Below are 22356 nucleotides of genomic sequence, written 5' to 3'. Positions count from 1 at the left end.
CGTGTCCGACCTCGTCACCGGAGAGGAATTCGACGACCTCTTCCGCCACTACCGGCACACCGCCTGGCGGCTGGAGACCCGCACCTTCTACGGCGTCCTCCACGAGAACAAACCCTTCCAACGATGGCTCACAGGCGACGACTCCGACCTGGAGTGGTTCACACCGTGGCTGAAGATGATGCGCCCCGAACTCGCCACCGGCAAACGCATGGAGAGAGTGCGCCTCATCGACGACCCGCCCTCGGACTACCTGCGCTGGGAGCTGTGGAGCACCCCCTACAACCTCGGCATCGGCGAGGACATCCGCTACCTTCCACGCACCCACCCCATCGTGGAGGAACTCCCTGACCAGGACTTCTGGGTCTTCGACAGCCGACGGGTCGCCTGGTTCGAGTTCGATGAGAAGGGCAACGTCCTCGGAGCCAGACTGAGCGAGGAACCAGAACAGGTCCTCACCGCCCTGCGTGCCCGAGACGCCGCGTGGCATCATGCACTGACATTCACTCAGTACATGGCGACAAGGGTGCGATGACCGACTACCAGACAGCCCGCGTCTCCCTCGGCGTTCGACTCCGCGAACTCCGCGAGGAGGCCGGGCTGTCCGGGCGCGAACTCGCCTCCCGAGCGGGATGGCATCCCTCCAAGGTCTCCCGCCTGGAACGCGGAAACCAGACCGCGGCCGTCGCCGACCTGCGCCGGTGGGCGTGGTTGTGCGGGCGCCAGGACGCGACCGAAGGGCTCATCGCCCAGCTCGGAGCGTTGGAGACGCACTACACCGGTTGGCGGCGCAGTCTCGCGGCGGGCAACCGGGCGCGCCAGCAGAACGCCATCGAGATGGAGAGCCGGACCGGAACGCTGGGGATCTTCGAGTCGGTGTGCGTTCCCGGGATCCTCCAGACCCCCGACTACGCCCGGATGATGCTGCGCAAGGCCGCGGAGCTCTACGGGACGCCGACCGATATCGAGGACGGCGTACGCAAGCGCATGGAACGGCGTTCGATCCTGGACGTGCGGCGCCAGGGGCTACGGATCCTGCTGTGGGAACCCGCGCTGTACACACGCCAGGCTGGCAGGCGAGTCCAGGCCGAACAACTCGATCACCTCGCCGAATGTGTGCGCACCGGGCGGGGACGTATCGGGATCGTGCCCCTGGGGACCGCGCTGTCGGCCTCACCTGTACACGGCTTTTGGATCTACGACGACGAACGTGTGATCGTGGAGACCATCGGCGCGGAGCTGGACCTGACCGACGACGACGCGGTCGAGCCCTACCGTCGAGTGTTCGACTCCATGAACCGCGACGCGGTGAACGGCAAAGCCGCCCTGGACCTGGTGCTACGCGCCCGTGATCGCCTGAAAGGCGAATGACCCTGCCAGGGGCCTCCGCACCTATGTGTTAGGGACAACCGGGTTCTACAACTGCTTCGGACAAAGCGAGATCAACGCATCCCCACAGGCGCGGGGAGCAGGTCGGCCTCGCGCCGGCTCTCGGCCTCGGCGCGGGTCCATCCCCGCGTGCGCGGGGAGCAGGCGGCGCAGGACGGGCTTCTTGATGTCGCGGTGGGGTCATCCCCGCGTGCGCGGGGAACAGTTGACCACCTCCGCGCCGCCGAGCACCAGCCAGGGGTCATCCCCGCGTGCGCGGGGAGCAGTGGTGCTGGGTGGCTGCCTCCCTGCTGACGGGGGGTCATCCCCGCGTGCGCGGGGAGCAGGCTCCGTTCTGGGGTGGGCCGCCCGGGGCCGTGGGGTCATCCCCGCGTGCGCGGGGAGCAGTCTTTCTGACCTGCAACGCTATCCCGCCCGACCCATCATTTCTGCATGTTGTCGGGAAACAGACAAAACCGACATCGTCTCGACCGTCCACCCGAACGCCACTTTCCCCAGCCTAAACACCCTCGCCAGAAGCAGAGGCGAAGTCTTGGAGCCCATCCTCGCGCGCGCAGTACTCAGGTCGGTGTGGCGCCACCACTCCGTGCCGCCTCAGAGCGAATACCCGAAGAAAGGGTGGTAGGCGACGTCTTCCCTTCCTTCGAGAGCGTTCGTGACCGCGGCGCCGAGGCTGTTGAGGATGTGCGAGCGCACCAGCGCGGCCGCGGCGGCACCATCACCACTGACGACGAGCTCCAGGATCTCGTGATGCTGGTTCTGGTCGATGGTGCGCGGCTCGGCTCCCGCGGGCAGTTCCAGACCGATCCGCCGGTACCGGTCGGTCTTGTCCCACAGATCGTCCAGAAGCCTGATCATCACGTTGTTGTGGGAGGCCGTATAGATCGCCCGGTGGAAGGCCCTATGCGCCACGATGGCCTCCTCGCCCCAGGTACGGGTCACCGGAAGGAGCGCGTCGGCCGCCGCCCTCATCGCGGCTATCTCTCGTTCCGTCCGGCGCAGCGCGGCGAGCTCGGTGGCGGAGGGCTCCAGCGAGAAACGGGCCTCCAGCAGCTCACGTGCTTCGGACGCGCTCATGGGTGCCACGCGAACGTCTCGGTGGGTCTCCATCACGACCCAGTCCTCGCTGGCCAGCCGCCTGACCGCCTCACGGAGAGGGGTGATGCTCATCCCCATCTCCTCCGCCAGCTCGTACTGAGACAGGCGTGATCCCGGGGCGAGCTCACCCGAGGTGATGCGGCGGCGCAGCTCGGTATAGGCCAGACCACCCTTGCTGGAGAAGACGTTCGCACTGCTCATCGTGACCTCACTCACAAGATCTTCCCCCACGGGCTTGTGACCCCCATCTCAGCCATTATAGGGTCCGAATAACTTATAAGTACCTTATAAGATCCGTTTCCGCAGGAAGAGACCCATGCGAATCGTTTCCGCCCACGCCGGCACCATCCCGATCAGCTCGTCGATGCGCAACGCCTACATCGACTTCAGCAAGATGGACTGCACGATCCTGGCCTTGGTCAGTGATGTCGTGGTCGACGGCAGGCCGCTGGTGGGGTATGGCTTCAGCTCCAACGGCCGGTACAACGCCACGGCCATCCTGAACGAGCGGATGCTGCCCCGGCTGCTCGACGCCACGGCCGAGGACCTCCTCGACGAGGACGGCGAACTCTCGCCCGCCAAGGCGTGGAACGTCATGATGAGCAACGAGAAGCCCGGTGGACACGGTGAACGCTCCGTCGCCGTCGGCGTGGTGGACATGGCTCTGCACGACCTCGCGGCCAAGGCCGCGGGCGTACCGCTGTATCGGTGGCTCTCCGATCACTACGGTGACGGTGCCCCGGACGAGGACGTCTTCGTCTACGCCGCCGGCGGCTACTACGCGCCCGGCAAGACCCTGGGGGACCTCCAGGACGAGATGCGGGGCTTCCTCGACGCCGGCTACGAGGTCGTCAAGATGAAGATCGGCGGCGCCGACCTGGCCGAGGACCTCAGGCGCATCGAGGCGGTCATCGACGTCCTGGACGGCGACGGATCCCGGCTGATGGTGGACGTCAACGGGAAGTTCGACCTGCGGACCGCCCTGGAGTACGGCCGAGCCCTCGACCAGTACGGCCTCTTCTGGTACGAGGAGGTCGGCGACCCGCTGGACTACGCGCTGAACGCGACCCTGTCCGAGAACTACCGCAACCCCATCGCGACCGGAGAGAACCTGTTCTCCCTCCAGGACGCCCGGAACCTGATCCGCTACGGCGGAATGCGCCCGGACCGGGATTTCCTCCAGGTCGACCCGGCACTGAGCTACGGCCTGACGGAGTACCGCCGAATCCTGGACATGCTCGCCCTGCACGGCTGGTCCTCCCGCCGATGCATTCCACACGGTGGGCACCAGTTCTCGCTGCACATCGCCGCGGCCCTCAAGCTCGGCGGCAACGAGTCCTACCCCGGAGAGTTCCAGCCCACGGGCGGCTTCACCGACGACGCGGTGATCACCCGCGGCCGCGTGGCGCCGGGCGACCTCCCTGGCATCGGCCTCGAAGGCAAGGCGGAGTTCTACAAGATCCTCCGAGACCTGCACGGCTGACCGTCCGAGACCGACGGCTCCCGCGACGGCCGCGCGTACGGGAGCCGCCGTCTCCGACACCGCGCACCATGCCTCCGAGACGGTGCGAACGACCGCCCGGTCCACGAGCACCGCCGACTGAACCGGTGCCACGACCGGCGACGGTCACCTACCTCCCCGCGGAGTCCCCACGACCCTGTTCCCGAACACGGCCGATGGCGACCCGCTACCCCCTCCCCCCGAACCGGTCTCTTCGCCTCGGTACAAGCCGGGCCGAAGAGCAGAGAAGGTGCAGCAATGGCGACCTCTTACCCGTACACCCTCTGGGAGAGCCTGTGGGCCTCCCACCGGGAGATCAAAAGGCTCCTGATGTTCGCGAAGCGTGAGGAGCCACCGCAGAGGGAACCGGTGGCCTCCGGCGGCGGATCCGCCGCGCATGCGGGCCCCGAGGCCACGGGTCCGGCCGCGGAGCCCGGCGACCCCGGTCCAGGATCAGGACCCGGACCAGGCCCCGGCTACACGCCCGCACGCGTCACCGGGCTGGTGCTCGGCCCGCTGCTGTTCGTGGTGACGCTCTTGTTCTTCGAACCCGAAGGGCTCTCACCGGAGGGGCTGGCGGTCCTCGCCACCACCCTCTGGGTCGCGACCTGGTGGATCACCGAGGCGATCCCCATCCCGGTCACGTCCCTGCTCCCGATCGTGCTCCTACCGTTGACCGGCGCGCTGGACGGCGACGCCGTGGTCTCGGCGTACGGCAACGACATCATCTTCCTCTTCCTCGGAGGGTTCACGCTCGCGATCGCGATGGAGAAATGGAACCTCCACCAGCGCATCGCCCTCTCCATCGTCTCGGCGATCGGGACGAGTCCGCGCCGCATCATCCTCGGCTTCATGGTCGCGACGGGCTTCCTGTCGATGTGGGTCTCCAACACGGCCGCCACCATGATGATGATCCCCGTCGGACTGGCGGTCGTGTACCAGGCCGCACGTTCGCTGCGAGGAGGGGAGTTCGCCGACGACCTGCCCAAGTTCGAGAAGTCCATCATCTTCGGCATCGGATACGCGGCCACCATCGGCGGTCTCGGGACACTGATCGGAACACCGCCGCTCGCCATCCTCTCGGCGACCGTCGGGGAGCTCTTCGACGAGAGCATCTCCTTCGGAGGGTGGATGCTGTTCGGAGTCCCGATCGCCGCCATCCTCATGGCCTCGGCGTGGCTCTACCTGACGGGCGTCAAGTTCAAGGTCCGGTTCAAGCAGCTTCCCGGCGGCCGGGAGATCATCCGGAAGGAGCGGAGGGCCCTCGGCCGGATGTCCGCCGAGGAGAAGATCGTGCTCGCCGTCTTCCTCGGAACGGCGTTCATGTGGGTGACCCGGTCGTTCCTCTGGGAGGGCCTCCTTCCGGGGATCAGCGATGGGCTGATCGCGATCGTCGCGACGGTGGTCCTGTTCACGCTGCCGACCCGCAGCGCCAGTGAGAAGCGGATCCTCCAGTGGGAGGACTCCAAGAAGATCCCCTGGGGCATCCTCCTGCTGTTCGGCGGCGGGCTGGCCATCGCCGCGGGGTTCGTCGACACCGGCCTCTCCGCGTGGATCGGTGAGCAGTTGCGCGTGCTCGACGGGGTCAACATCATTCTGACCATCGTCTTCGCCACCGCGCTCGTACTGTTCCTGACGGAGATCACCTCGAACGCCGCGACGGCGACGATGATCCTCCCGGTCATCGCGGCCCTAGCGTTCTCCCTGAACATCCACCCGTACGCGTTGATGGTCCCCTGCGCGATGGCCGCGAACTGCGCGTTCATGCTTCCGGTGGGCACTCCCCCGAACGCGATCATGTTCGGCACAGGCAGAGTGACGATCATGGAGATGGTCAGGACCGGGTTCTGGCTGAACCTCTTCGCCCTCGTCCTCATCGTCGTGGGGACGCTGTTCCTGCTGCCGTTGTTGTGGGGAATCGACCTCATGACGATCCCCGCCGGGTTCCGGTAACCGGCTCGTCCGGGTCGGTTCCTGTTAGCCGGACCCGGTGGAACGGCCCTTCACCGAGATCGCCCAGTGGGTGATCCGGTGGAGGCCCTCCACCTCCCCGGAGGTCGGGCCCATCCCCGCGTGCGCGGGGAGCAGGACCCGTGCACCAGCACCAGCACCAGGTTCGCCGGACTGGGTCCATCCCCGCGTGCGCGGGGAGCAGGCCGATGCCGAGCGCCTGCGGGAGTTGGTGCCGGGGTCATCCCCGCGTGCGCGGGGAGCAGTCCGCGCTGCCGCTGATGCGACCGACGGTGCTGGGGTCATCCCCGCGTGCGCGGGGAGCAGCAGGTGCTTCTTGAAGTCCTCGCGCACGGCGAGGGGTCATCCCCGCGTGCGCGGGGAGCAGACCGCGAGGGTCGTTCACCAGGTGGAGGGTCTGGGGGTCATCCCCGCGTGCGCGGGGAGCAGCTTCCTGACCTGCAACGCTATCCCGGCCGACCCGCCATTTCTGCAAGTTGTCGAGAAACAGACAAAACAGACACCCCTCAACCACCCACCCCAACACCACTCTCCCACCAACCTAGCCACCCCGCCCCCTCATTCGGTATCCACCCGCCACCTCAGTTCTCGAACCAGAAGTGGATCCGTTCGCAGGCCTCGTCTCCGAACAGCGCGTACTCCTCGTACATCGTGAACAACCTCCGAGAGGCCTCCACCTTCCCGCCCCTCCCTCGCGTTCCCTGACGGGCGACCTTCTCGTCCACCATCGCCAAAACATCACCCGGGCGAATCCGTGAGCCTGCGGACGACCCGAACGCCCCGGATCCCGTCCGAGAACCCCTATTACAAGGGGCTTGTGGTCGATAGCGTCGGGAATCCGATGCTGGCAAGGCTCGATGGAGGCGGAACGTGGGGCTGTGGAGGAGGAAGGCCTCGGGCGGCGGAGTCAGGAATCTTTTCTGGGGCACCGTCCAAACGGGTGGCACGCTCATCCAGAGCAAGACCATCGATACGGTGCACGTCTACGACCGCACCACGGCCGATCTACCTGATCCCGCGGAGTGGCCGCCGGCGAAGGACTGGGACGGGCTCCTCGCGGGTGTGCACCGTGCCCGACCGGGCGCGGAGACGGAGGCGCTTCCCGAGTACGTGAAGCGAGACGCGGACGAGCGGCTGGGCGAGCGCCTGGGTGAGGCGGCCGGAGAGGGCGGCCTGGTGCTGGTCACCGGGGACTCCACAGCGGGCAAAACCCGGGCCGCTTTCGAGGCTCTGCGATCCGTGTTACCTGGGCACCGTGTCCACGCACCGAGCAACCCCGCGGATCTGAGGGCCGGGGCCACGGCGATCCTACGAACGAAATCGCCATGTGTGGTGTGGCTGGACGATCTGGAACGCTTCCTGGGACCGGGCGGCTTCGACACCGAGCTTCTGACCCGGTTGCGCGGCAACGGTACTCCGGTGGTGGCGACCATGCGCCTGAAACAGTGGGCTTCCTTCACCTCGCCCGTGACAGGCGGAAGCGATCGTGAAGACGGCGCACACGCCGCCAAAGTCCTCAACAGCGCCGAACGTGTGAACCTGGACCGGCTGTGGAGCGACCAGGAGCTGCTGCGGGCCGGGGACAGCGCCGACACGAGGGTCCTGGACGCGCTTGAGTACCAGGAGCGTTACGGTCTCGCCGAGTACCTGGCGGCCGGACCAGGACTATTGGAGAAATGGCGGGCGGCCTGGACCCCTGGCGGCAGCCCACGCGGTGCGGCTCTGGTCGCGGCCGCCGTGGATCTGGCCCGGACCGGGCTGATCGGCCCCTACCCGCGTTCGGTACTGCTGCGGCTGCACCAGCGATACCTGGACGACGCCGGGGGTCGTCATCTGCGCCCGGAGAATGAGGACGAGGCCTTCTCCTGGGCGGCTTCCTTACATTTTGGAGCGACGAGCCTGCTGTTGCCCGGGGAGACCGGTGACAGCCAGACCTGGGAGCCCTTCGACTACCTGGTCGATCATGCGGAAGAACCTGTGACACCTGAGGCCTGGGATGAGGCGTTGGTCCACGCGAAGGACCCGGAACAGCGCTTTCAGGTCGGGGTCGCTGCGGTCGAGGCCAAACGAATGGATGTCGTGGAGCGGGCATGGCGGCCCATCGTGCACCTCGATCCCGACATCGGCATGATGCTGGGATCACTGTTCGCCTTGATGGAGCGCGACACCGAAGCGGAAGAGATGTTCCGTTCCGCCTCCCGCGAGGGCTCCTTGGAATCGAGTACCGCCCTCGGCCTGTTGTTGGCCCGAACGGGGCGGGAGGACGAGGCCGAGGTCCTGCTTCGACAGAGGGCAGGGGCGGGTAGTCTCCGCGCGATGTTCGTTCTGGCTGAACTCCTGCGTCAGACAGGGCGCGAGAATGAGGCAGAAGAGTGGCATCGGCGCGGGGCCATAGAGGGCAGTGTCCCCGCGCAGGCGAAGTACGGGATGCTTCTCATGGATCTGGGGCGAGCGGCCGAGGCCGAAACGTGGCTGGAACGGGCGGTGGAGCAGGAGAACTCAGGCGCGATCGCCGCACTGGGGCTCCTGCTGATGCGAACAGGTCGTGAGGACGAAGTCGGGGAGCTGTTCGCTCGCGCATCGACCAAGGGCAGCTTCGCCTGTCTTCGCCTGGGGATGGGACGAAACTGGGCGGGACTACTAGCCGAGCCGCGCAAGGCGGAGCTGGAATTCAGGCGTACCCATGTCCTCGCTCATATGGAGGCGGCCTCCGGAGCGAACGCCGATATTCTATGCGTGCGCCCGGATACTTCCGATGAAGATGAGTACTTGCGGCGTCGGGCCAACCAGGGCGATGTCTACGCGGCGTTGAGTCTGGCCGGATTGGCACCGGAATCGCCTCCGCCGGCCGATGACATGTACGGGCGAGCGACCGCCGCCGGCATATCCGGCGACAACATCGAGGCAGCCGAGATCGTTCGTTCCGCCGCGGAGGCCGGGGACGCCCGGGCTCGATCCATTCTCATCACCGCCCTTCTTCAGCAAGGAAGGGTGAGACAAGCGCTTCCCTTCCTACGCGTTCAGGTACAGGAGGGGAAGGAGGACGATATTCCGCGGTTGGCCGAAACTCTGAGCGTGACCGGCCACGAGGAGGAAGCGGAGCGCTACACCGGCGGGCTCGGGGCTCAGGAAGGGGAGGAGGCCTATCGGCGAGGCCTCTACTTCCAAAGGTCGCTTGTCCTCTCACTCCGGGATAGGTCGAAGGAGAACCTGGCGGCGATTCGAAGACTCTCACCGTTGAGTGAGCACGAGGCCGAGGAACTGGGGCTCGCGTACTACCGGTACGCGGCGCGACTGGGCCACACCGAGGCCGCCATCAAGGCCGCGGACCTGTTGGAGAAGGCCGGGAAACCCGAAGAAGCGGCTGAATACCGCCGTCGAGCGGCTGACGCCGGACACCGATCCAGTTCCTACAAATACGCGCTGTGGGCCGACACCCAGGGCCGAACGCAAACGGCGGAACAGTACTTTCGGCGGGCGGCCGACGCGGGCCACACCGAGGCTATCCGGCGTCTACGAAGGCTTCTGGTCGCTTCGGGACGACGTGCCGAGGCCAAGGTCTACCGCCGACAAGCCGCCATCGAGGCTCGGCGCCAGAGACGGCTGGCAGCGAGTCCGTCACAGAAGGTGGCGTGGACACTCCTTATCCTCGGGTCATGCGGGTTCCTGGCATGGGCGCCCTTTCTGTACTTGACCGTGCGGCGTGGGAGAGGCGAGGACTGGCTGTTGTTCAGTTCCTCTGGCGGCTTGACCCTGATGACGGTCGTGGGCATGGTGGCCGGGCAGCTTCCCCCGGCATTGGCCCTCGTGCTTCAAGCGTTCGTCGCCGGTGGTTCCTTGCTCAATCTCCTGGTGTTCGTGTTCGACCCTCGGGACGACTGAGAGCTTCCAAACGATCGAATACCGCCCAGGCTCGCAGCCGGACACTAGCGGGAGCGGGTTCGGACTGTCCAGAAGTTCGTGAACGACCACCTGGCCGACTTCAGTCATCCCCGCGTGCGCGGGGAGCTGCCCGAGGGGGTCGTTAGGGTCGTTGATCCAGTGGGTCCATCCCCGCGTGCGCGGGGAGCAGAACGACACCTCCAACTTCACGCCCAGCCCTGAGGGGTCATCCCCGCGTGCGCGGGGAGCAGGCGAGAGGCCTCGTAGGCCTCCTGGACCGCCCGGGGGTCATCCCCGCGTGCGCGGGGAGCAGATCGCCTCCGGGATCATGATGGCCATCGGCCGGGGGTTATCCCCGCGTGCGCGGGGAGCAGTCAACGATCCAGTCGACCACCGGCTTGATCGCGGGGTCATCCCCGCGTGCGCGGGGAGCAGAGAGGCCTAGATAGAGGCCTGGTCGATGCGGTGGGGTCATCCCCGCGTGCGCGGGGAGCAGCCACGATGGGAGTGGTGACTCCGACGGTCATTGGGGTCATCCCCGCGTGCGCGGGGAGCAGCGGGCCTGTGCTGTGGTCATGCCTCGGCGGGCGGGGTCATCCCCGCGTGCGCGGGGAGCAGGGCTGAGAGTTCGCCGGTGATCTCTCCCGAGCGGGGTCATCCCCGCGTGCGCGGGGAGCAGGTAGGCGGTCGTGGTCATGGTGTGCCTTTCGGGGGGTCATCCCCGCGTGCGCGGGGAGCAGTTGGCCTCAGCGCTCATCGGGGTTCTCCTTCTCGGGGTCATCCCCGCGTGCGCGGGGAGCAGTCGGAGGTGCCGCCTCGACCGACCGTGTAGCCGGGGTCATCCCCGCGTGCGCGGGGAGCAGACCGAGTCCACCACGACGCACGACATCCTCCAGGGGTCATCCCCGCGTGCGCGGGGAGCAGGAGTACACGCGCCACGGGTGGCGGCCTGTGTGGGGGTCATCCCCGCGTGCGCGGGGAGCAGGGAAGCTCCTCAGTCTCTGTGTCGATGCTGGCGGGGTCATCCCCGCGTGCGCGGGGAGCAGAGAGCACGTCAGGAAGCCAGGAAGTGGACTCTGGGGTCATCCCCGCGTGCGCGGGGAGCAGGGCGTCTACATCTGGTCCCCCGACCTCAGCGAGGGGTCATCCCCGCGTGCGCGGGGAGCAGGGTGAGGGCGGCATGACGCGCCTCGAGCTGTGGGGGTCATCCCCGCGTGCGCGGGGAGCAGACAGAGAGGCCTCCGCCGCGGTTGAGCACGATGGGGTCATCCCCGCGTGCGCGGGGAGCAGCTTCCTGACCTGCAACGCTATCCCGGCCGACCCGCCGTTTTTGCAAGTTGTCGAGAAACAGACAAAACCGACAATCCTCAATCACCCACCCGACGCCACTCCCCCTCCAGCCTAGAGCGCCTGGAATCGACACGGGGCGGAGTGTACGAGGTTGCACCTTCCGTAACGGCATGTGGTCCAGTGGACTCACGTCCCGATCCCCTGAGGAAAGGTCCCCGCTCATGCACTCGTCCTTCAAACCACCCCGCCAGGTCAAGATCGGTGACGCGGCGGCCTTCGCCGGCACCACGCCACGAGCGATCCGCCACTACCACGAGATCGGCCTGCTCCCCGAGCCTGAGCGGGGCGGCGATGACCGTCGTCGCTACGGGTACGAGGACATGATCCGCCTGCTGTGGATTCGCAAGATGGCCGACGCCGGGATCGCCCTCGACGACATCCGTGACGCCTTCACCACCGGCACGGACAGCGAAGACGGTATCGCGAACACTCTGGAACGGCTGGAGGAAACCCTCGCCGAGCAAGAAGCCGAATTGCGGCGGCAACGGACCGCCGTGCAGCGGATGCGCACCGAAGGCAGCCGTATGGGTCTGCTCTCCGACTTCGTCACCGACCGACTCAAGAACCTGCCCGAGGGCTCTCTGCGTCAGGCGGACCTGGACACTCTGCTGGTCACTGAACGGATCTTCGGCCCGCTCGGCGCGGCTGTCCAGGCCACCCGCTTCATCGTCCTGGCCACGCATCCCGCTCTGCGGGAGGATTCCGACCGCATCGATGACGCCGAGGAGGCGCTCGATGACAGTGTCGCCGTCGATGATCCACGGGTGGCTCAAGTGGCCGCCGAGCGGCACATCTTCGAGAGCGCCCTACAGACCGTCATCGAGGAGTCCGGACTGGGTGAGGACGACGATGCCCTCTTCGACGCCTGGGACGCTTTGCACCCTGAGCCCGCCGATGACGATGAGGCCGACATCAGATCCGGAAGGAGGGAGGCAGGCTCCATGAGCGCGTTCGAAGCCATCGGAAAGATGCCCTACGACGCCTCCCCGGCCCAATGGCGCTGCATGGAACTGGCCATAGAACTATCCGCTCAAGATTCACCTGCTATCTAGAACACTGACCAGGGCCATCCCCGCGTGCGCGGGGAGCAGGAAGTCAGAGGGTCAGGAGCCCAGGAACCGGAGGGGTCATCCCCGCGTGCGCGGGGAGCAGCTTTTCCGGTCGACCGTTCTCTCGCCGCGCCGTGGGGTCATCCCCGCGTGCGCGGGGAGCAGGAAGCAGACTCCGGACCAGGGAAAACGCCCTAGGGGTCATCCCCGCGTGCGCGGGGAGCAGAGCACGTCGGCCCCGTCAGTGACGCCTTCTCTGGGGTCATCCCCGCGTGCGCGGGGAGCAGATGCGGCCATTTTTACACCGACCAGTCGGTATGGGGTCATCCCCGCGTGCGCGGGGAGCAGTGACGCCCCCACCCGAACAGAGTGGGGGCGTTCGGGGTCATCCCCGCGTGCGCGGGGAGCAGGGGCCGAAAAGCTCACCGCGGGGACAGCCCGCGGGGTCATCCCCGCGTGCGCGGGGAGCAGACATGGGGGGTGGTCCTCTCGGTCTTCGGGCGGGGGTCATCCCCGCGTGCGCGGGGAGCAGCCCCAGGGTGCACACATCCGGTGTCGCGCCAGGGGGTCATCCCCGCGTGCGCGGGGAGCAGGACACCGGTGAGCAGGACCAGGCGACCCAACGCGGGGTCATCCCCGCGTGCGCGGGGAGCAGGAGCTGGGCATCCGCGATCGGATCGCCCGAGGGGGGTCATCCCCGCGTGCGCGGGGAGCAGTTGGAGCGGACCCGCAAGGCTCTGCTGCACCGGGGGGTCATCCCCGCGTGCGCGGGGAGCAGAGCGGCACGGTCGCCGGCGAGATGCCGGGCCTGGGGTCATCCCCGCGTGCGCGGGGAGCAGACACCACCGTCTGCGCCGTGTCGTCAAGCGCGGGGGTCATCCCCGCGTGCGCGGGGAGCAGCTGGCGGCGGTCGAGGTCGGCGACGTCGAAGCGGGGTCATCCCCGCGTGCGCGGGGAGCAGTCGGCGATGACCTCACCGCCACCCTCGCTCAGGGGGTCATCCCCGCGTGCGCGGGGAGCAGGGGGAGGGTCGTCTCCCGCACCTGAGAGGCGGGGGGTCATCCCCGCGTGCGCGGGGAGCAGTCTTCCTGACCTGCAACGCTATCCCGGCCGACCCGCCATTTTTGCAAGTTGTCGAGAAACAGACAAAACCGACACTCCCCCAACCATCCACCCCAGCACCACTCCCCCACCAACCTAGTCACCCCCACCTGTTCGGAGGCAGCGACAGGCGAAGATCATCTGAGGTCGCTCAGGGAACAGGCGAAGAACTCGTCGACGTCGAAGGACACATGCCCGTGGAAGATGCTGGGAAAGTCGAACACCTTTCCAGGCTAGGGCGCCCTCCTTCAAAGAAGAAGGGGATCTTCCGAGCCTGTGGACAACCCGCCACCGGAGCTACAGCCACCGCCCTCCCGCCGAGACCCCACACCCACAGGCATCACCGAAGCCGGGATGCACACGCCCACCCATCTGTCGTAGGCGATCGCTAATCTCCCACCATGAGTTCCTCGCTTTCCCCCTACGTGGTCGACCTCGACGTCCTGCGCAGCGGCATCGGTTCCAAGAACGACAAGCTCCGGCGCATGATCGGTGGCCGGTTCAAGAAGCACCTGGACTTCGACGACCAGCAGTTCGACTCACTGATCGATGAGGGCGCCCCCAACATCCGCGACGCGATCCGCACGGTCATCGAAGGCGGCCCCTTTAATGATCAGCACGGAACGATGTACTCCTACGCCTATAAGTGGATGTGCGAGTTCCACGGCCGATTCCAGGTCAACGGTGACTTCTGCCCGATGAAGTACGACTGGCTGGAGATGGTCGACGAGGGCCTGGAGCAACTCGGGGTGACCGCGGTCGACGTCAGTTCGTTCAGCCACGGAAGCGTCCCCTCTCCGATCCCCTCCCCGGTGGATCTCGTGCCGGGTTACGGGGAATGGAGCTTCGAGCAGTGCCGCGAGGCCCTCGAACAGTGGGAGGCCGCCACCGACGAGGCCAAGTCCGCCATCGACTCCGAGGTGCTCCACGCCATCGAGACCTGCATGGGCTGGTGCCGCAACGCCACCGCGCTCGAACGGGGCGTCGCCGCCTTCTTCTTCTGACCGCCCCCGTCGCACGAGCGGCTCGGCCGTTCGATGGCGCCCCTTCGGGCCGCTCGTGCACCTGTATCCCGGCGAGGCCAGAACCCACGCCCAAGCCCTCTTCTCGTCTCGCTCGCCAACGCGTCAGCGTCCCATTCGCTATGCTCCGCGACGGCACCTTCTACAAGGCCCGCGCCCCGAAGCAGCCACCGCATGCCCCTCGGTCTTACCTGGTCTCTCGGGGTCACGGCGGGAAAACCCACTCCCCGAAGGGCACCCCCATGAGTTCGCCGCAGGGTATCGAAGTCCCTGACGCCCTGGTCGCGTCGTACACGAGGAACGGCGGTGAGGAGGAACGGGCCTGGGTCGCCCGGCTGCCCGCGCTGGTGGCGGAACTGCTCGACCGATGGAAGTTGGAGCGCGACGGCGACATCAGGTCCGGCGAAGCCTCACTGGTAGTGCCGGTGCGCCGCACGGACGACACCCGCGCCGCCCTCAAACTCCAGATGCCCCGCGAGGAGACGACCGCCGCGCTGATCGGGCTGCGGGCATGGAACGGCGACGGCATCGTGCGGCTGCTCGACCACGACCCCGAGAGCAGCGCCATGCTGCTGGAGCGCTTGGACGGCTCACGCACCCTGGCTTCCGTCGAGGACGACGACGTGGCCATGACCACCCTGGCCGGACTCATGACCCGGCTGCACTCCGTCCCGGCTCCCGAGGGCCTGCGCGACCTCGGTGACCTCGCGCGCGACATGCTGGCGTCCGTGCCGGCCGCCCTCGCCGCCCTGCCGGACCCCGAGGACCGACGGCGGCTACACGGCTGGGCCTCGGCCGTCACCGAACTGGTCGAGGAGCCCGGCGACCGGATGCTGCACTGGGACCTGCACTACGACAACGTGCTCGCCGCCGAGCGCGAGCCGTGGCTGGTCATCGACCCCGAACCCCTCATCGGCGACCCGGGCTTCGATCTGTGGCCCGCGCTGGACACCGGCTGGGAGAGGCTCCACGCCACCGGGAACGCTCCCCGGGTGGTGCGGCGCCGCTTCGACCTGCTGACCGAAGCGCTCGGACTGGACCGTCGGCGCGCGGCCGGCTGGACCCTGGCCCGGCTGTTGCAGAACACACTGTGGGACATCGAGGACGGGCGGACCGACATCGACCCCTCCCAGACCATCGTGGCCGAGGCGCTGCCCCGCAACTGAGCGCAGCGCCCCCGAACCCACCACGAATCACGCGACCGGCCTCGACCCCGCCTCCTGTCGCCTGAGGCCGGCGCCGGGCCAGGCGCGCTCCTCCGCGTGCCCATGGCCCGGCGCGAGTTCCGCCGATGCACCGGAGAGGGCGAGGGCGACCAGTGGCGCGGGGCCGTACCGCCCCTGGCGGGCTTCAGCGACCCCTGCCGCCCACTCCGGTATCGCTCATGCTCCCTCTATCGTTCCGCGTGTTCACCCGGCCCATGGGGCGCGAGGCCCGAACGCCAGGGCCGTGATCGGACGACGGCGTCATGATGACGAGGCAGGAGCAGGTGGGGGGCGAGCTTGATGGCGAACACCTCCGGTGCCGGCTTCGCTAGTCGTCGATGAGGGCGAGTATCCCCGTCAGCATGCGCGCGCGATCGGCCCCGGTCATCGGCGCCGACAGCGTGCTCTCGTAACCCCAGGAACCATCGGCGGCCATCCGCGCGACCAGGCAGCGCAGCGAGAGGTCGTCGAGCTCCCCCACAGGCTGTTCCCCCTCGGGGAACCAGCGCCGGTACACCCGTTCCCACGGGGCCATCCATTCGGGTTCGTTGGCGGCCTCCATGATGAGCCGCATCTCGACGTTGGTCGGGGACTTCATCGAAGCCCGCACGTACCCACGCGTGCGCTCCACGAGACTCGCCCCTTCGGGCTCCCTTCCCGTGGCGTCGAGGAGTTCGCGCTCCATACGCGCGGCGAGGTCCTCGTGAATCCCCGCCAACAGGGCGTGCTTGCTGGGGAAATGGTAGATGAGGCCACGTTTGGTGACCCCTGCCTCCTCGGCGACCGCGTCGAGTGTGAGCGCCGTGACGCCGCGCTCCTCGACCACCGTGAGAGCGGCCTCGATCAGCCTGGGCCGTGCGCTCGGTCGAGCCATCGGTTCCTCCTATCGACTCGATTAGTATACCTTCTGGTGAAGTACACTGTTTGGTGAAGTAACTCGCTAGGAGGCAGAAACCCATGCCGGAAACACCACCCCGGGCCACCACCCGCACCTGGATAGGCCTGGCCGTACTCGTACTGCCCATGCTGCTCATCGCCGTCGACGGCATGGTGCTGATCTTCGCCCTGGCCGACATCGCCGCGGACCTGGAGCCCTCGGGCGCCCAACAACTGTGGATGCTCGACATCTACGCGCTCATGCTCGCGGGCCTGCTCATCACCATGTCGTCGCTGGGAGACCGCTTCGGGCGGCGCAAGGTACTGCTCATCGGCGCGGTCTTCTTCGCGATCGCCTCCGTCATGGGCGCGCTCTCGACCGAACCTCGGATGCTGATCGCCGCCCGCGCCCTCCTCGGCATCGCGGGCGCAGCGATCATGCCGGGAACGCTCTCCCTCATCCGCAACATGTTCCTCGACCGCAACCAGCGCCGCACCGCCATAGCGGTCTGGTCCTCGATGGGCGCGCTCGGCGCCGCCGCGGGCCCGATCGTCGGCGGCTGGATCATCGAGGTGTTCAGCTGGCACGCCGCGTTCCTCATGAACATCCCGGTCATGATCCTGCTGCTCGTCCTGGCGCCGATCCTCGTCCCCGAGAGCAGGAACCCGAACCCGGGCCGCGTCGACCTCCCCAGCATCGTCCTCTCGCTGGCAGGCATGATCTCGTTCGTCTACGGCGTGAAGACCTTCGCCGGAGGCAAGGAACCGGGCCTTGCCCTCCTCACCTTCCTCCTCGGCCTCGCCCTGCTCGTCCTGTTCGTCATCAGACAGCTGCGCGTGCCGGTGCCCATGATCAACGTCCGACTCTTCCGTGTGCGAGCCTTCACCGGCGCGGTGATCACCGACCTGCTCTCGGTGTTCTCCCTGGTCGGCGCGATGTTCGCCCTCACCCAGTTCCTACAGCTCGTCGTAGGCCTCAGTGTCATCCAATCGGCGCTATGGATGCTGCCGCAGGCCGCCGTCTCCGCCAGTGCCGGCTTCATCGCCGCGGCGCTCGTCAAGCGGATCCCCACCGCGCTCCTCGTCTCCACGGGCGTGCTCATCACCGCGGGAGGCTTCGCGACCCTGCTCACCCTCACCCCCGACACCCCGCCGTGGGTGATCGCCATCGCCCTGTGCCTGGTCGGCCTCGGCGCCGGTGTGGGCATGATGCTGACGAACGACCTCATCATGAGCTCGGTCCGCCCCGAACAGTCCGGCCAGGCCGCCGCGGTCAGCGAAACCGCCTACGAGCTCGGCACCGCGTTCGGTACCGCCATCCTCGGCTCGGTCCTGCTCGGCTTCTACCGCACGGGCCTCGCCGACACCGCCCCGGCGGACCTGCCCGGCGGCGTGCTCGAAGCCGCGCAGGAGACCCTCGCCGGAGCGCTGCTCTACGCCCGGGAACTACCGGGCGAACTCGGCGAGGCGCTGGCCACGGCCGCCACCGACGCGTTCACGTCCGCGCTCTCGGCGACCGGAGGGATCGCCGCGCTGATCCTGCTCGCGGTGGGTATCTTCGCGGGCATCATGCTCCGCGGGGTCTCCTCTCAGGCCGACCTCACCGAGACCGAGGAGCAGCCCGAACCGACCACCGCCCCGTAGGTCGGGCGGTTGTCATCGAGCCCGGGGCCGGTCACCACGACCATGTGACCGACCCCGGGCTTCCCAATGTCGTTCTCAACCCCGAACAGGCCGAGTCGCCGTTTGCCAGTCCGATGCCACCTCGTGAGGACTTCGTCGTGCGACCGTTGTATGGGGGTTTTGCTCGGAAACCTTGTGGATGCCTCCAATGCGCGAAGTCGTGTCGATGCAGGGCGCCCCCGTTAGCTGCGCGAGCAGGACGCCCTAGCTCGATTTCGGTTCAGGACAGAGTGGTTCCGATGGCGGCCAGAAAGATGATGAACACGATGATGGCGATCAAACCGGGGTCGATGGTCCCCTGCGCGGCGGAGTTGGACTGCCGAGTGGGTCGGGTTCGGTAGTGGCCTCGAACGCGGGTTCCATCCTCGCGAACGTAACCGCGGACGCGCTGGCGAGCATAACGGGGGTTAGCCATGGGGAAAGCTCCTCGAAGAAGTTAAGGGGCGCAGAGGCACCTGCGAAGTCCATGTCTTTGCTGGCTCCCCATGAAGTGAGGCAGCATGGAGTTGTTCCAGCTCGGGCCGGTCGCTCTTCCTGTGGAGGTGAACGCCAGCCGCAGAAGTCAGGTGCCGGCCGCACGCCCGACGAGAAGGGATATGAGCTGCTCGAAGTAGTACTTGCAGGCGAGGCTCTGCTTGTCGTCACGGGTGAAGATTCCGACAACAAGTGGGAGCGCGAACAGGGATGCGGCAAGGTACACAGCACCTCCAAGAAACACCAGAACCCACAGCAGAGCACTGTTGTCGACACCCACCAGAGTGAGACCGGCGCCACCGACCCCGATAGCGCTTGCGGCCCTGATCAGCATTGACAACCGAGACTTGGCGGTAGATACTTGGGGGGAATCGGAGGGCTGGGGCTTCTGAGCCAAGGACAGTTCTCCTCATGATCGACCTGTGAATCTTGACGGCCTCCTGCTGCAACAGGGGGTCGTTACGTTTTTTGGGCGCACGCAACCCAAGGCAGTCAAGAAAACCCAGACTATACGCCTCCCCAACAGGCCAAGTGCACCACCCAATCCACCTCCCTCAGGGGAATCCGAGATAATCTTCTTTGCCTTGGCCTTATTTTTGCTGGTAGGCGTCAAGTTGATCTTCATTGAAAGCAAGAAAAGCCACCTCATGTGATATAGATCACACCCCTTGACTTAACCCTTAAAAATAAGCGCAAATGTGCTTATTTGATCCTTGTAGGACTTTAGTCATCGAGGCTAGGAAGATGCCTGCTTCCGGAGCCCGCGTTGTGCTCACCGAGGGATGACGTTGATGTATTGGGTGCTGAGGGCGCGCACTTGGTCGTAGACCCTGGAAAGCCCGGTGAGAGGACAGGAATCTTGGCCGGGACAGGTGGGCCCGACTGAGGCCTGAGAAAGGCGGCGGTGTATGGCGGAATCGCCTACCGTCACTCGCCTCTGGACCTCACTTGAGGGTCGAGAAGCGCCGGCTCCTCTGTGCGCTGGCCCCCTAGACTCGGACGCATGTCGAGAAGCCTGTACCTGGTGTTGTCCGGAGCCTCCGCCCCGGAAGGGGCGCCCGAACTCGTCCAGGCCCTCCACGGCCACGACTGGTGTGTGACCGTACTGTCCACCCCCACGGGCACCGACTTCCACGACCAGGACCGGCTCGCGGAGTTGACGGGCGAGCCGGTCCGCGTCGCCTTCCGCAAGCCCGGGCACGGTAAGTCCCTACCGCCCGCCGACGTGGTGTTGGCCTGTCCACTGACCTTCAACTCCACGAACAAGTTCGCCCAGGGGCTGGCGGACAACTTCGCCATCGCTCTGCTGTGCGAGATGGTCGGATACGGGGTATCCACCGTGGTCGTGCCGCACTGCAAGCCCCAGCTCGCCGCCCACCCGGCCTTCGTCCGCTCCCTGGAGATCCTGCGCGGGATGGAGCCGGTCACCGTCCTGCACGATCCCGATGCCCCCTACGAGAACCGTCTGCCCTCCTGGCAACAGGTCATCGTCACCGTCAACGGCCTCTGACCGGAAACGAAACCGAGGTGGTCACCGACATGCGCCACGACGTCGCTTCCACGACCGATCGGGTCATGGTGCGTTACTCCACCTGTCCGGGACCCTCCACCCAGCGAGAGGGGAGGCAGCGACTCCTGGTTCACTCTCGGACCGCCCGGCGCTTGAACGGGGTGGACGGCCATGATCCGCTGGTCGAGGTCGGCCGACGCGGACTCGTCGGCGGACAGGAGGACATGCTCGGCGACATCGCGCTGGACCTGACCTCCGACCACGCCGCGCGGGAGGTCTCGTGATCGGCCGCCGTATCGACGTCCATCAGCACATCATCCCGCCCTTCTACCGTGAGGCCCTGGCGAGCGCGGGCATCGCCGACGCCGGCGGGCGGCCCCTCCCCGATTGGAGCCCCCAGGCGGCGCTCGCGGCGATGAAGACCTTGCGTATCGCCACGGCGATCGTCTCGGTCTCCACCCCTGGAGCCGGTTTCCTCACGGATCGGGACGAGGTCGCCGACATGGCCGCGCGCCTCAACGACTTCTCCCACGGCCTCGGCACCGAGCACGAGAACCGGTTCGGGTTCTTCGCCACCCTGCCGATGCCCGACATCGACGCCTCGGTGGTCGAGGCCGAGCGTGCCCTGGACGAGCTCGGGGCCGCCGGGGTCACGGTCCTGGCCAACACCCACGGCGTCTACGCGGGAAGCCCGGGGCAGGACCGCCTGTGGCGGAGTCTCAACGAGCGAGGCGCGACCGTCTTCGTGCACCCCGCCGACCTTCCCGCTCCCCCGGTGGAGGGGATCCCGCCCTTCGCCGCGGACTTTCTCCTGGACACCACGCGCGCCGCGTACCTGCTCGTCCGCAACGGGGTGGTGCGCCGTTACCCCGACATCCGGTTCGTCCTGAGCCACGCGGGCGGGTTCGTGCCCTACTCCTCCCACCGGATGGCGGTGGCCATCGCCGACGACACCGGACGCACGCCCTTGGAAGTACTGCGCGACCTCCACGGCTTCTACTTCGACACGGCTCTGTCCTCCAGCCCGGCGGCCCTGCCCACGCTGCTGGCCTTCGCCAAGCCCGGTCACGTGCTCTATGGAAGCGATTGGCCCTTCGCGCCCACCGCGGCGGCCCGTTACTTCACTGCGGACTTGGAGAGCACCCTGCGCGGCGGGCCGGCCGCGGCGATCGACAGCGCCAACGTGAGGGCCCTGATCCGTCGCCTGCCCGCACCGCCCGCGCCCGCCTCTCTGTTCGAGCGTGTGCGCTCCGGGATCCAGGCCGGGGCGGCCCGCACCGTGTTCAAGCTGATGCAGCCGCCCGGCTCTGCCGAGCGCTCACGGGAGGCGTCCGACTGAGGAGCCGGCCTCGGTCGTCGCGAACGCCCCGGACCCGCGGCGGCCCGTTACTTCACCTCGGGCCGGGGCCGCCGTGTGCGGCCATGTGGACACGTCCAATTGAGGCGCGGCCACGCTTCAGAGATCGGCTTCCTGCCAAGCGACGGTGGTGAGTTCCGGCAGCGGACGGTGGGCGAGTTCGTGCGCCTCCTCCGGCGCCATGCCCAGCATGCGTAGGAGGTCCTCGGCCACCTGATCGGTGGCCTCGGCGTCGTCGCGTTCGGGGTGTTCGTGCAGGAGGTTGCCCAGGACCAGCGTCGCCCCGGCCACGATCGTCAGGGACAGCTCGGGGTCGGCGACGGTGAAGCGTCCCGCGTCGGCCCCGGCCTTGATGGCGCGCAGGGCCCGGGGGGCCAGGCCGATCTCGATATCGATCAGCTGGAGACCGTAGTCCAGGAGGACACGGCTCAGCTCCGGTTCCCTGCGGTGGATGCGCCCGGTGAGCCGGAAGTTCTGGGCGAAGATCTCCGCCGGGTCGTCGATGCCGAGGGTCAGCTCGTCCAGGAGTCGTCCGTGTGCTTCGAAGGCCTCCTCAGAGGCGACCCGCATGAGTTCCTCGCGGCTCTCGAAGTGGTTGTAGAAGGAGCCCATGCCCACGTCGGCGGCCTGGGTGATCTCCAGGATCGGCGCGTGGGGTCGACCCTCCGCGATGAACCCCTGTGCCGCGCGCACCAGGGCGGCGCGGGTGCGCGCCTTGCGCCGTGCGGTGCGGTTCGGCGCTGTTTCGGGAGTAGCGGGCATGGGTCGACTCTCACTCTCTGACTCGTCCGACCCGGCCACCCTACCTTCCATCAGAGTTGAGGATTTCCTCAGAACCGGGTGTCCTTCTTCACCCGCTCCCCCATGAACTCGCGACCGCACCCCACTCGA

At 67.3% G+C, this 22356-nt stretch carries 18 protein-coding genes and 4 CRISPR repeat arrays; of the genes, 12 read left to right on the top strand and 6 right to left on the bottom strand.

Annotation, left to right across the window (positions count from 1 at the left end; translation table 11 throughout):
- Position 1: 1 nt before the first annotated feature.
- Positions 2 to 532, top strand: a complete 531-nt coding sequence (locus tag U9J66_RS01550; RefSeq protein ID WP_326336782.1) for a DUF6879 family protein — start codon at positions 2 to 4, stop codon at positions 530 to 532.
- Positions 529 to 1368 (top strand): helix-turn-helix domain-containing protein, encoded by an 840-nt coding sequence (locus U9J66_RS01545; protein ID WP_326336781.1) that lies wholly within the window; start codon positions 529 to 531, stop codon positions 1366 to 1368. Before U9J66_RS01550 ends, U9J66_RS01545 begins: the two co-directional genes overlap by 4 nt.
- Before the next feature lie 133 nt (positions 1369 to 1501).
- Positions 1502 to 1773: a CRISPR direct-repeat array (repeat unit 29 nt; unit sequence GGGGTCATCCCCGCGTGCGCGGGGAGCAG).
- A 207-nt stretch (positions 1774 to 1980) separates the two neighbouring features.
- On the opposite strand, the gene U9J66_RS01540 is transcribed toward U9J66_RS01545, so the two are convergent.
- Complete coding sequence (locus U9J66_RS01540) at positions 1981 to 2685, bottom strand: GntR family transcriptional regulator (protein ID WP_326336780.1); 705 nt, start codon at positions 2683 to 2685, stop codon at positions 1981 to 1983.
- 115 nt (positions 2686 to 2800) lie between these two features.
- Here U9J66_RS01540 and U9J66_RS01535 point away from each other — a divergent pair, with 115 nt between their 5' ends.
- Positions 2801 to 3967, top strand: coding sequence for a mandelate racemase/muconate lactonizing enzyme family protein (locus U9J66_RS01535; RefSeq protein ID WP_326336779.1), 1167 nt, complete (start codon positions 2801 to 2803; stop codon positions 3965 to 3967).
- Between the two features lie 276 nt (positions 3968 to 4243).
- Complete coding sequence (locus U9J66_RS01530; protein ID WP_326336778.1) at positions 4244 to 5938, top strand: SLC13 family permease; 1695 nt, start codon at positions 4244 to 4246, stop codon at positions 5936 to 5938.
- A gap of 106 nt (positions 5939 to 6044) precedes the next feature.
- A CRISPR array of direct repeats spans positions 6045 to 6385; the repeat unit is 29 nt; unit sequence GGGGTCATCCCCGCGTGCGCGGGGAGCAG.
- A 152-nt stretch (positions 6386 to 6537) separates the two neighbouring features.
- Here U9J66_RS01530 and U9J66_RS01525 read toward each other — a convergent pair.
- A complete protein-coding gene (locus U9J66_RS01525) occupies positions 6538 to 6684 on the bottom strand; it encodes a hypothetical protein (RefSeq protein WP_326336777.1) in 147 nt (48 codons plus the stop codon).
- Positions 6685 to 6826: 142 nt separating this feature from the next.
- Between U9J66_RS01525 and U9J66_RS01520 the strand changes: the two genes are divergently transcribed.
- The 4 genes from U9J66_RS01520 (at position 6827) to U9J66_RS01505 (ending at position 15526) form a co-directional block, all read left to right on the top strand.
- Positions 6827 to 9838, top strand: coding sequence for a hypothetical protein (locus U9J66_RS01520; RefSeq protein ID WP_326336776.1), 3012 nt, complete (start codon positions 6827 to 6829; stop codon positions 9836 to 9838).
- A 100-nt stretch (positions 9839 to 9938) separates the two neighbouring features.
- Positions 9939 to 11128: direct repeats of the CRISPR family, unit length 29 nt; unit sequence GGGGTCATCCCCGCGTGCGCGGGGAGCAG.
- 221 nt (positions 11129 to 11349) lie between these two features.
- Positions 11350 to 12240, top strand: coding sequence for a MerR family transcriptional regulator (locus U9J66_RS01515; RefSeq protein ID WP_326336775.1), 891 nt, complete (start codon positions 11350 to 11352; stop codon positions 12238 to 12240).
- Between the two features lie 9 nt (positions 12241 to 12249).
- Positions 12250 to 13320: a CRISPR direct-repeat array (repeat unit 29 nt; unit sequence GGGGTCATCCCCGCGTGCGCGGGGAGCAG).
- Positions 13321 to 13739: 419 nt separating this feature from the next.
- Positions 13740 to 14342, top strand: a complete 603-nt coding sequence (locus tag U9J66_RS01510; RefSeq protein WP_326336774.1) for a DUF7691 family protein — start codon at positions 13740 to 13742, stop codon at positions 14340 to 14342.
- A 260-nt stretch (positions 14343 to 14602) separates the two neighbouring features.
- Entirely contained in the window at positions 14603 to 15526 is a 924-nt protein-coding gene (locus tag U9J66_RS01505; RefSeq protein ID WP_326337398.1) for an aminoglycoside phosphotransferase family protein, read from the top strand.
- A 367-nt stretch (positions 15527 to 15893) separates the two neighbouring features.
- On the opposite strand, the gene U9J66_RS01500 is transcribed toward U9J66_RS01505, so the two are convergent.
- On the bottom strand, positions 15894 to 16439 hold the full coding sequence (locus U9J66_RS01500) for a TetR/AcrR family transcriptional regulator (protein ID WP_326336773.1): 546 nt from the start codon (positions 16437 to 16439) through the stop codon (positions 15894 to 15896).
- 83 nt (positions 16440 to 16522) lie between these two features.
- Between U9J66_RS01500 and U9J66_RS01495 the strand changes: the two genes are divergently transcribed.
- A complete protein-coding gene (locus tag U9J66_RS01495) occupies positions 16523 to 18085 on the top strand; it encodes an MFS transporter (protein ID WP_326336772.1) in 1563 nt (520 codons plus the stop codon).
- A 259-nt stretch (positions 18086 to 18344) separates the two neighbouring features.
- Here U9J66_RS01495 and U9J66_RS01490 read toward each other — a convergent pair whose 3' ends face one another.
- Together U9J66_RS01490 and U9J66_RS01485 are read right to left on the bottom strand one after the other, a co-directional pair.
- Entirely contained in the window at positions 18345 to 18539 is a 195-nt protein-coding gene (locus tag U9J66_RS01490) for a hypothetical protein (protein WP_326336771.1), read from the bottom strand.
- 147 nt (positions 18540 to 18686) lie between these two features.
- Complete coding sequence (locus U9J66_RS01485) at positions 18687 to 18824, bottom strand: hypothetical protein (RefSeq protein WP_326336770.1); 138 nt, start codon at positions 18822 to 18824, stop codon at positions 18687 to 18689.
- A 777-nt stretch (positions 18825 to 19601) separates the two neighbouring features.
- On the opposite strand from U9J66_RS01485, the gene U9J66_RS01480 reads away from it, so the two are divergent.
- From U9J66_RS01480 to U9J66_RS01470, 3 genes are read left to right on the top strand one after another with little or no spacing between them, the layout of a single operon-like run.
- Positions 19602 to 20108: a flavoprotein gene (locus U9J66_RS01480; RefSeq protein ID WP_326336769.1), complete on the top strand. Its 507-nt coding sequence runs from the start codon at positions 19602 to 19604 to the stop codon at positions 20106 to 20108.
- Between the two features lie 29 nt (positions 20109 to 20137).
- Positions 20138 to 20392, top strand: a complete 255-nt coding sequence (locus U9J66_RS01475; protein WP_326336768.1) for a hypothetical protein — start codon at positions 20138 to 20140, stop codon at positions 20390 to 20392.
- The gene (locus U9J66_RS01470; protein ID WP_326336767.1) at positions 20389 to 21447 is read left to right on the top strand and encodes an amidohydrolase family protein; all 1059 of its coding nucleotides are present in this window, start codon (positions 20389 to 20391) and stop codon (positions 21445 to 21447) included. The genes U9J66_RS01475 and U9J66_RS01470 overlap by 4 nt, the downstream gene beginning before the upstream one ends.
- 117 nt (positions 21448 to 21564) lie before the next feature.
- On the opposite strand, the gene U9J66_RS01465 is transcribed toward U9J66_RS01470, so the two are convergent.
- Positions 21565 to 22227 (bottom strand): TetR/AcrR family transcriptional regulator, encoded by a 663-nt coding sequence (locus tag U9J66_RS01465; protein WP_326336766.1) that lies wholly within the window; start codon positions 22225 to 22227, stop codon positions 21565 to 21567.
- Positions 22228 to 22356: the final 129 nt, after the last annotated feature.

Source organism: Nocardiopsis sp. LDBS1602, assembly GCF_035818715.1.
GTDB classification, from domain to species: domain Bacteria; phylum Actinomycetota; class Actinomycetes; order Streptosporangiales; family Streptosporangiaceae; genus Nocardiopsis; species Nocardiopsis alba.
Note: the sequence above shows the minus strand (reverse complement) of the source record. Positions and strands in the feature narration are given on the sequence as shown.

Coding starts and splice junctions, on each gene's coding strand:
- U9J66_RS01545 (WP_326336781.1), top strand. CDS start 529: ATGACCGACTACCAGACAGCCCGCGTCTCCCTCGGCGTTCGACTCCGC.
- U9J66_RS01540 (WP_326336780.1), bottom strand. CDS start 2,685: ATGAGCAGTGCGAACGTCTTCTCCAGCAAGGGTGGTCTGGCCTATACC.
- U9J66_RS01535 (WP_326336779.1), top strand. CDS start 2,801: ATGCGAATCGTTTCCGCCCACGCCGGCACCATCCCGATCAGCTCGTCG.
- U9J66_RS01530 (WP_326336778.1), top strand. CDS start 4,244: ATGGCGACCTCTTACCCGTACACCCTCTGGGAGAGCCTGTGGGCCTCC.
- U9J66_RS01525 (WP_326336777.1), bottom strand. CDS start 6,684: ATGGTGGACGAGAAGGTCGCCCGTCAGGGAACGCGAGGGAGGGGCGGG.
- U9J66_RS01515 (WP_326336775.1), top strand. CDS start 11,350: ATGCACTCGTCCTTCAAACCACCCCGCCAGGTCAAGATCGGTGACGCG.
- U9J66_RS01510 (WP_326336774.1), top strand. CDS start 13,740: ATGAGTTCCTCGCTTTCCCCCTACGTGGTCGACCTCGACGTCCTGCGC.
- U9J66_RS01505 (WP_326337398.1), top strand. CDS start 14,603: ATGAGTTCGCCGCAGGGTATCGAAGTCCCTGACGCCCTGGTCGCGTCG.
- U9J66_RS01500 (WP_326336773.1), bottom strand. CDS start 16,439: ATGGCTCGACCGAGCGCACGGCCCAGGCTGATCGAGGCCGCTCTCACG.
- U9J66_RS01495 (WP_326336772.1), top strand. CDS start 16,523: ATGCCGGAAACACCACCCCGGGCCACCACCCGCACCTGGATAGGCCTG.
- U9J66_RS01490 (WP_326336771.1), bottom strand. CDS start 18,539: ATGGCTAACCCCCGTTATGCTCGCCAGCGCGTCCGCGGTTACGTTCGC.
- U9J66_RS01480 (WP_326336769.1), top strand. CDS start 19,602: ATGTCGAGAAGCCTGTACCTGGTGTTGTCCGGAGCCTCCGCCCCGGAA.
- U9J66_RS01475 (WP_326336768.1), top strand. CDS start 20,138: ATGCGCCACGACGTCGCTTCCACGACCGATCGGGTCATGGTGCGTTAC.
- U9J66_RS01465 (WP_326336766.1), bottom strand. CDS start 22,227: ATGCCCGCTACTCCCGAAACAGCGCCGAACCGCACCGCACGGCGCAAG.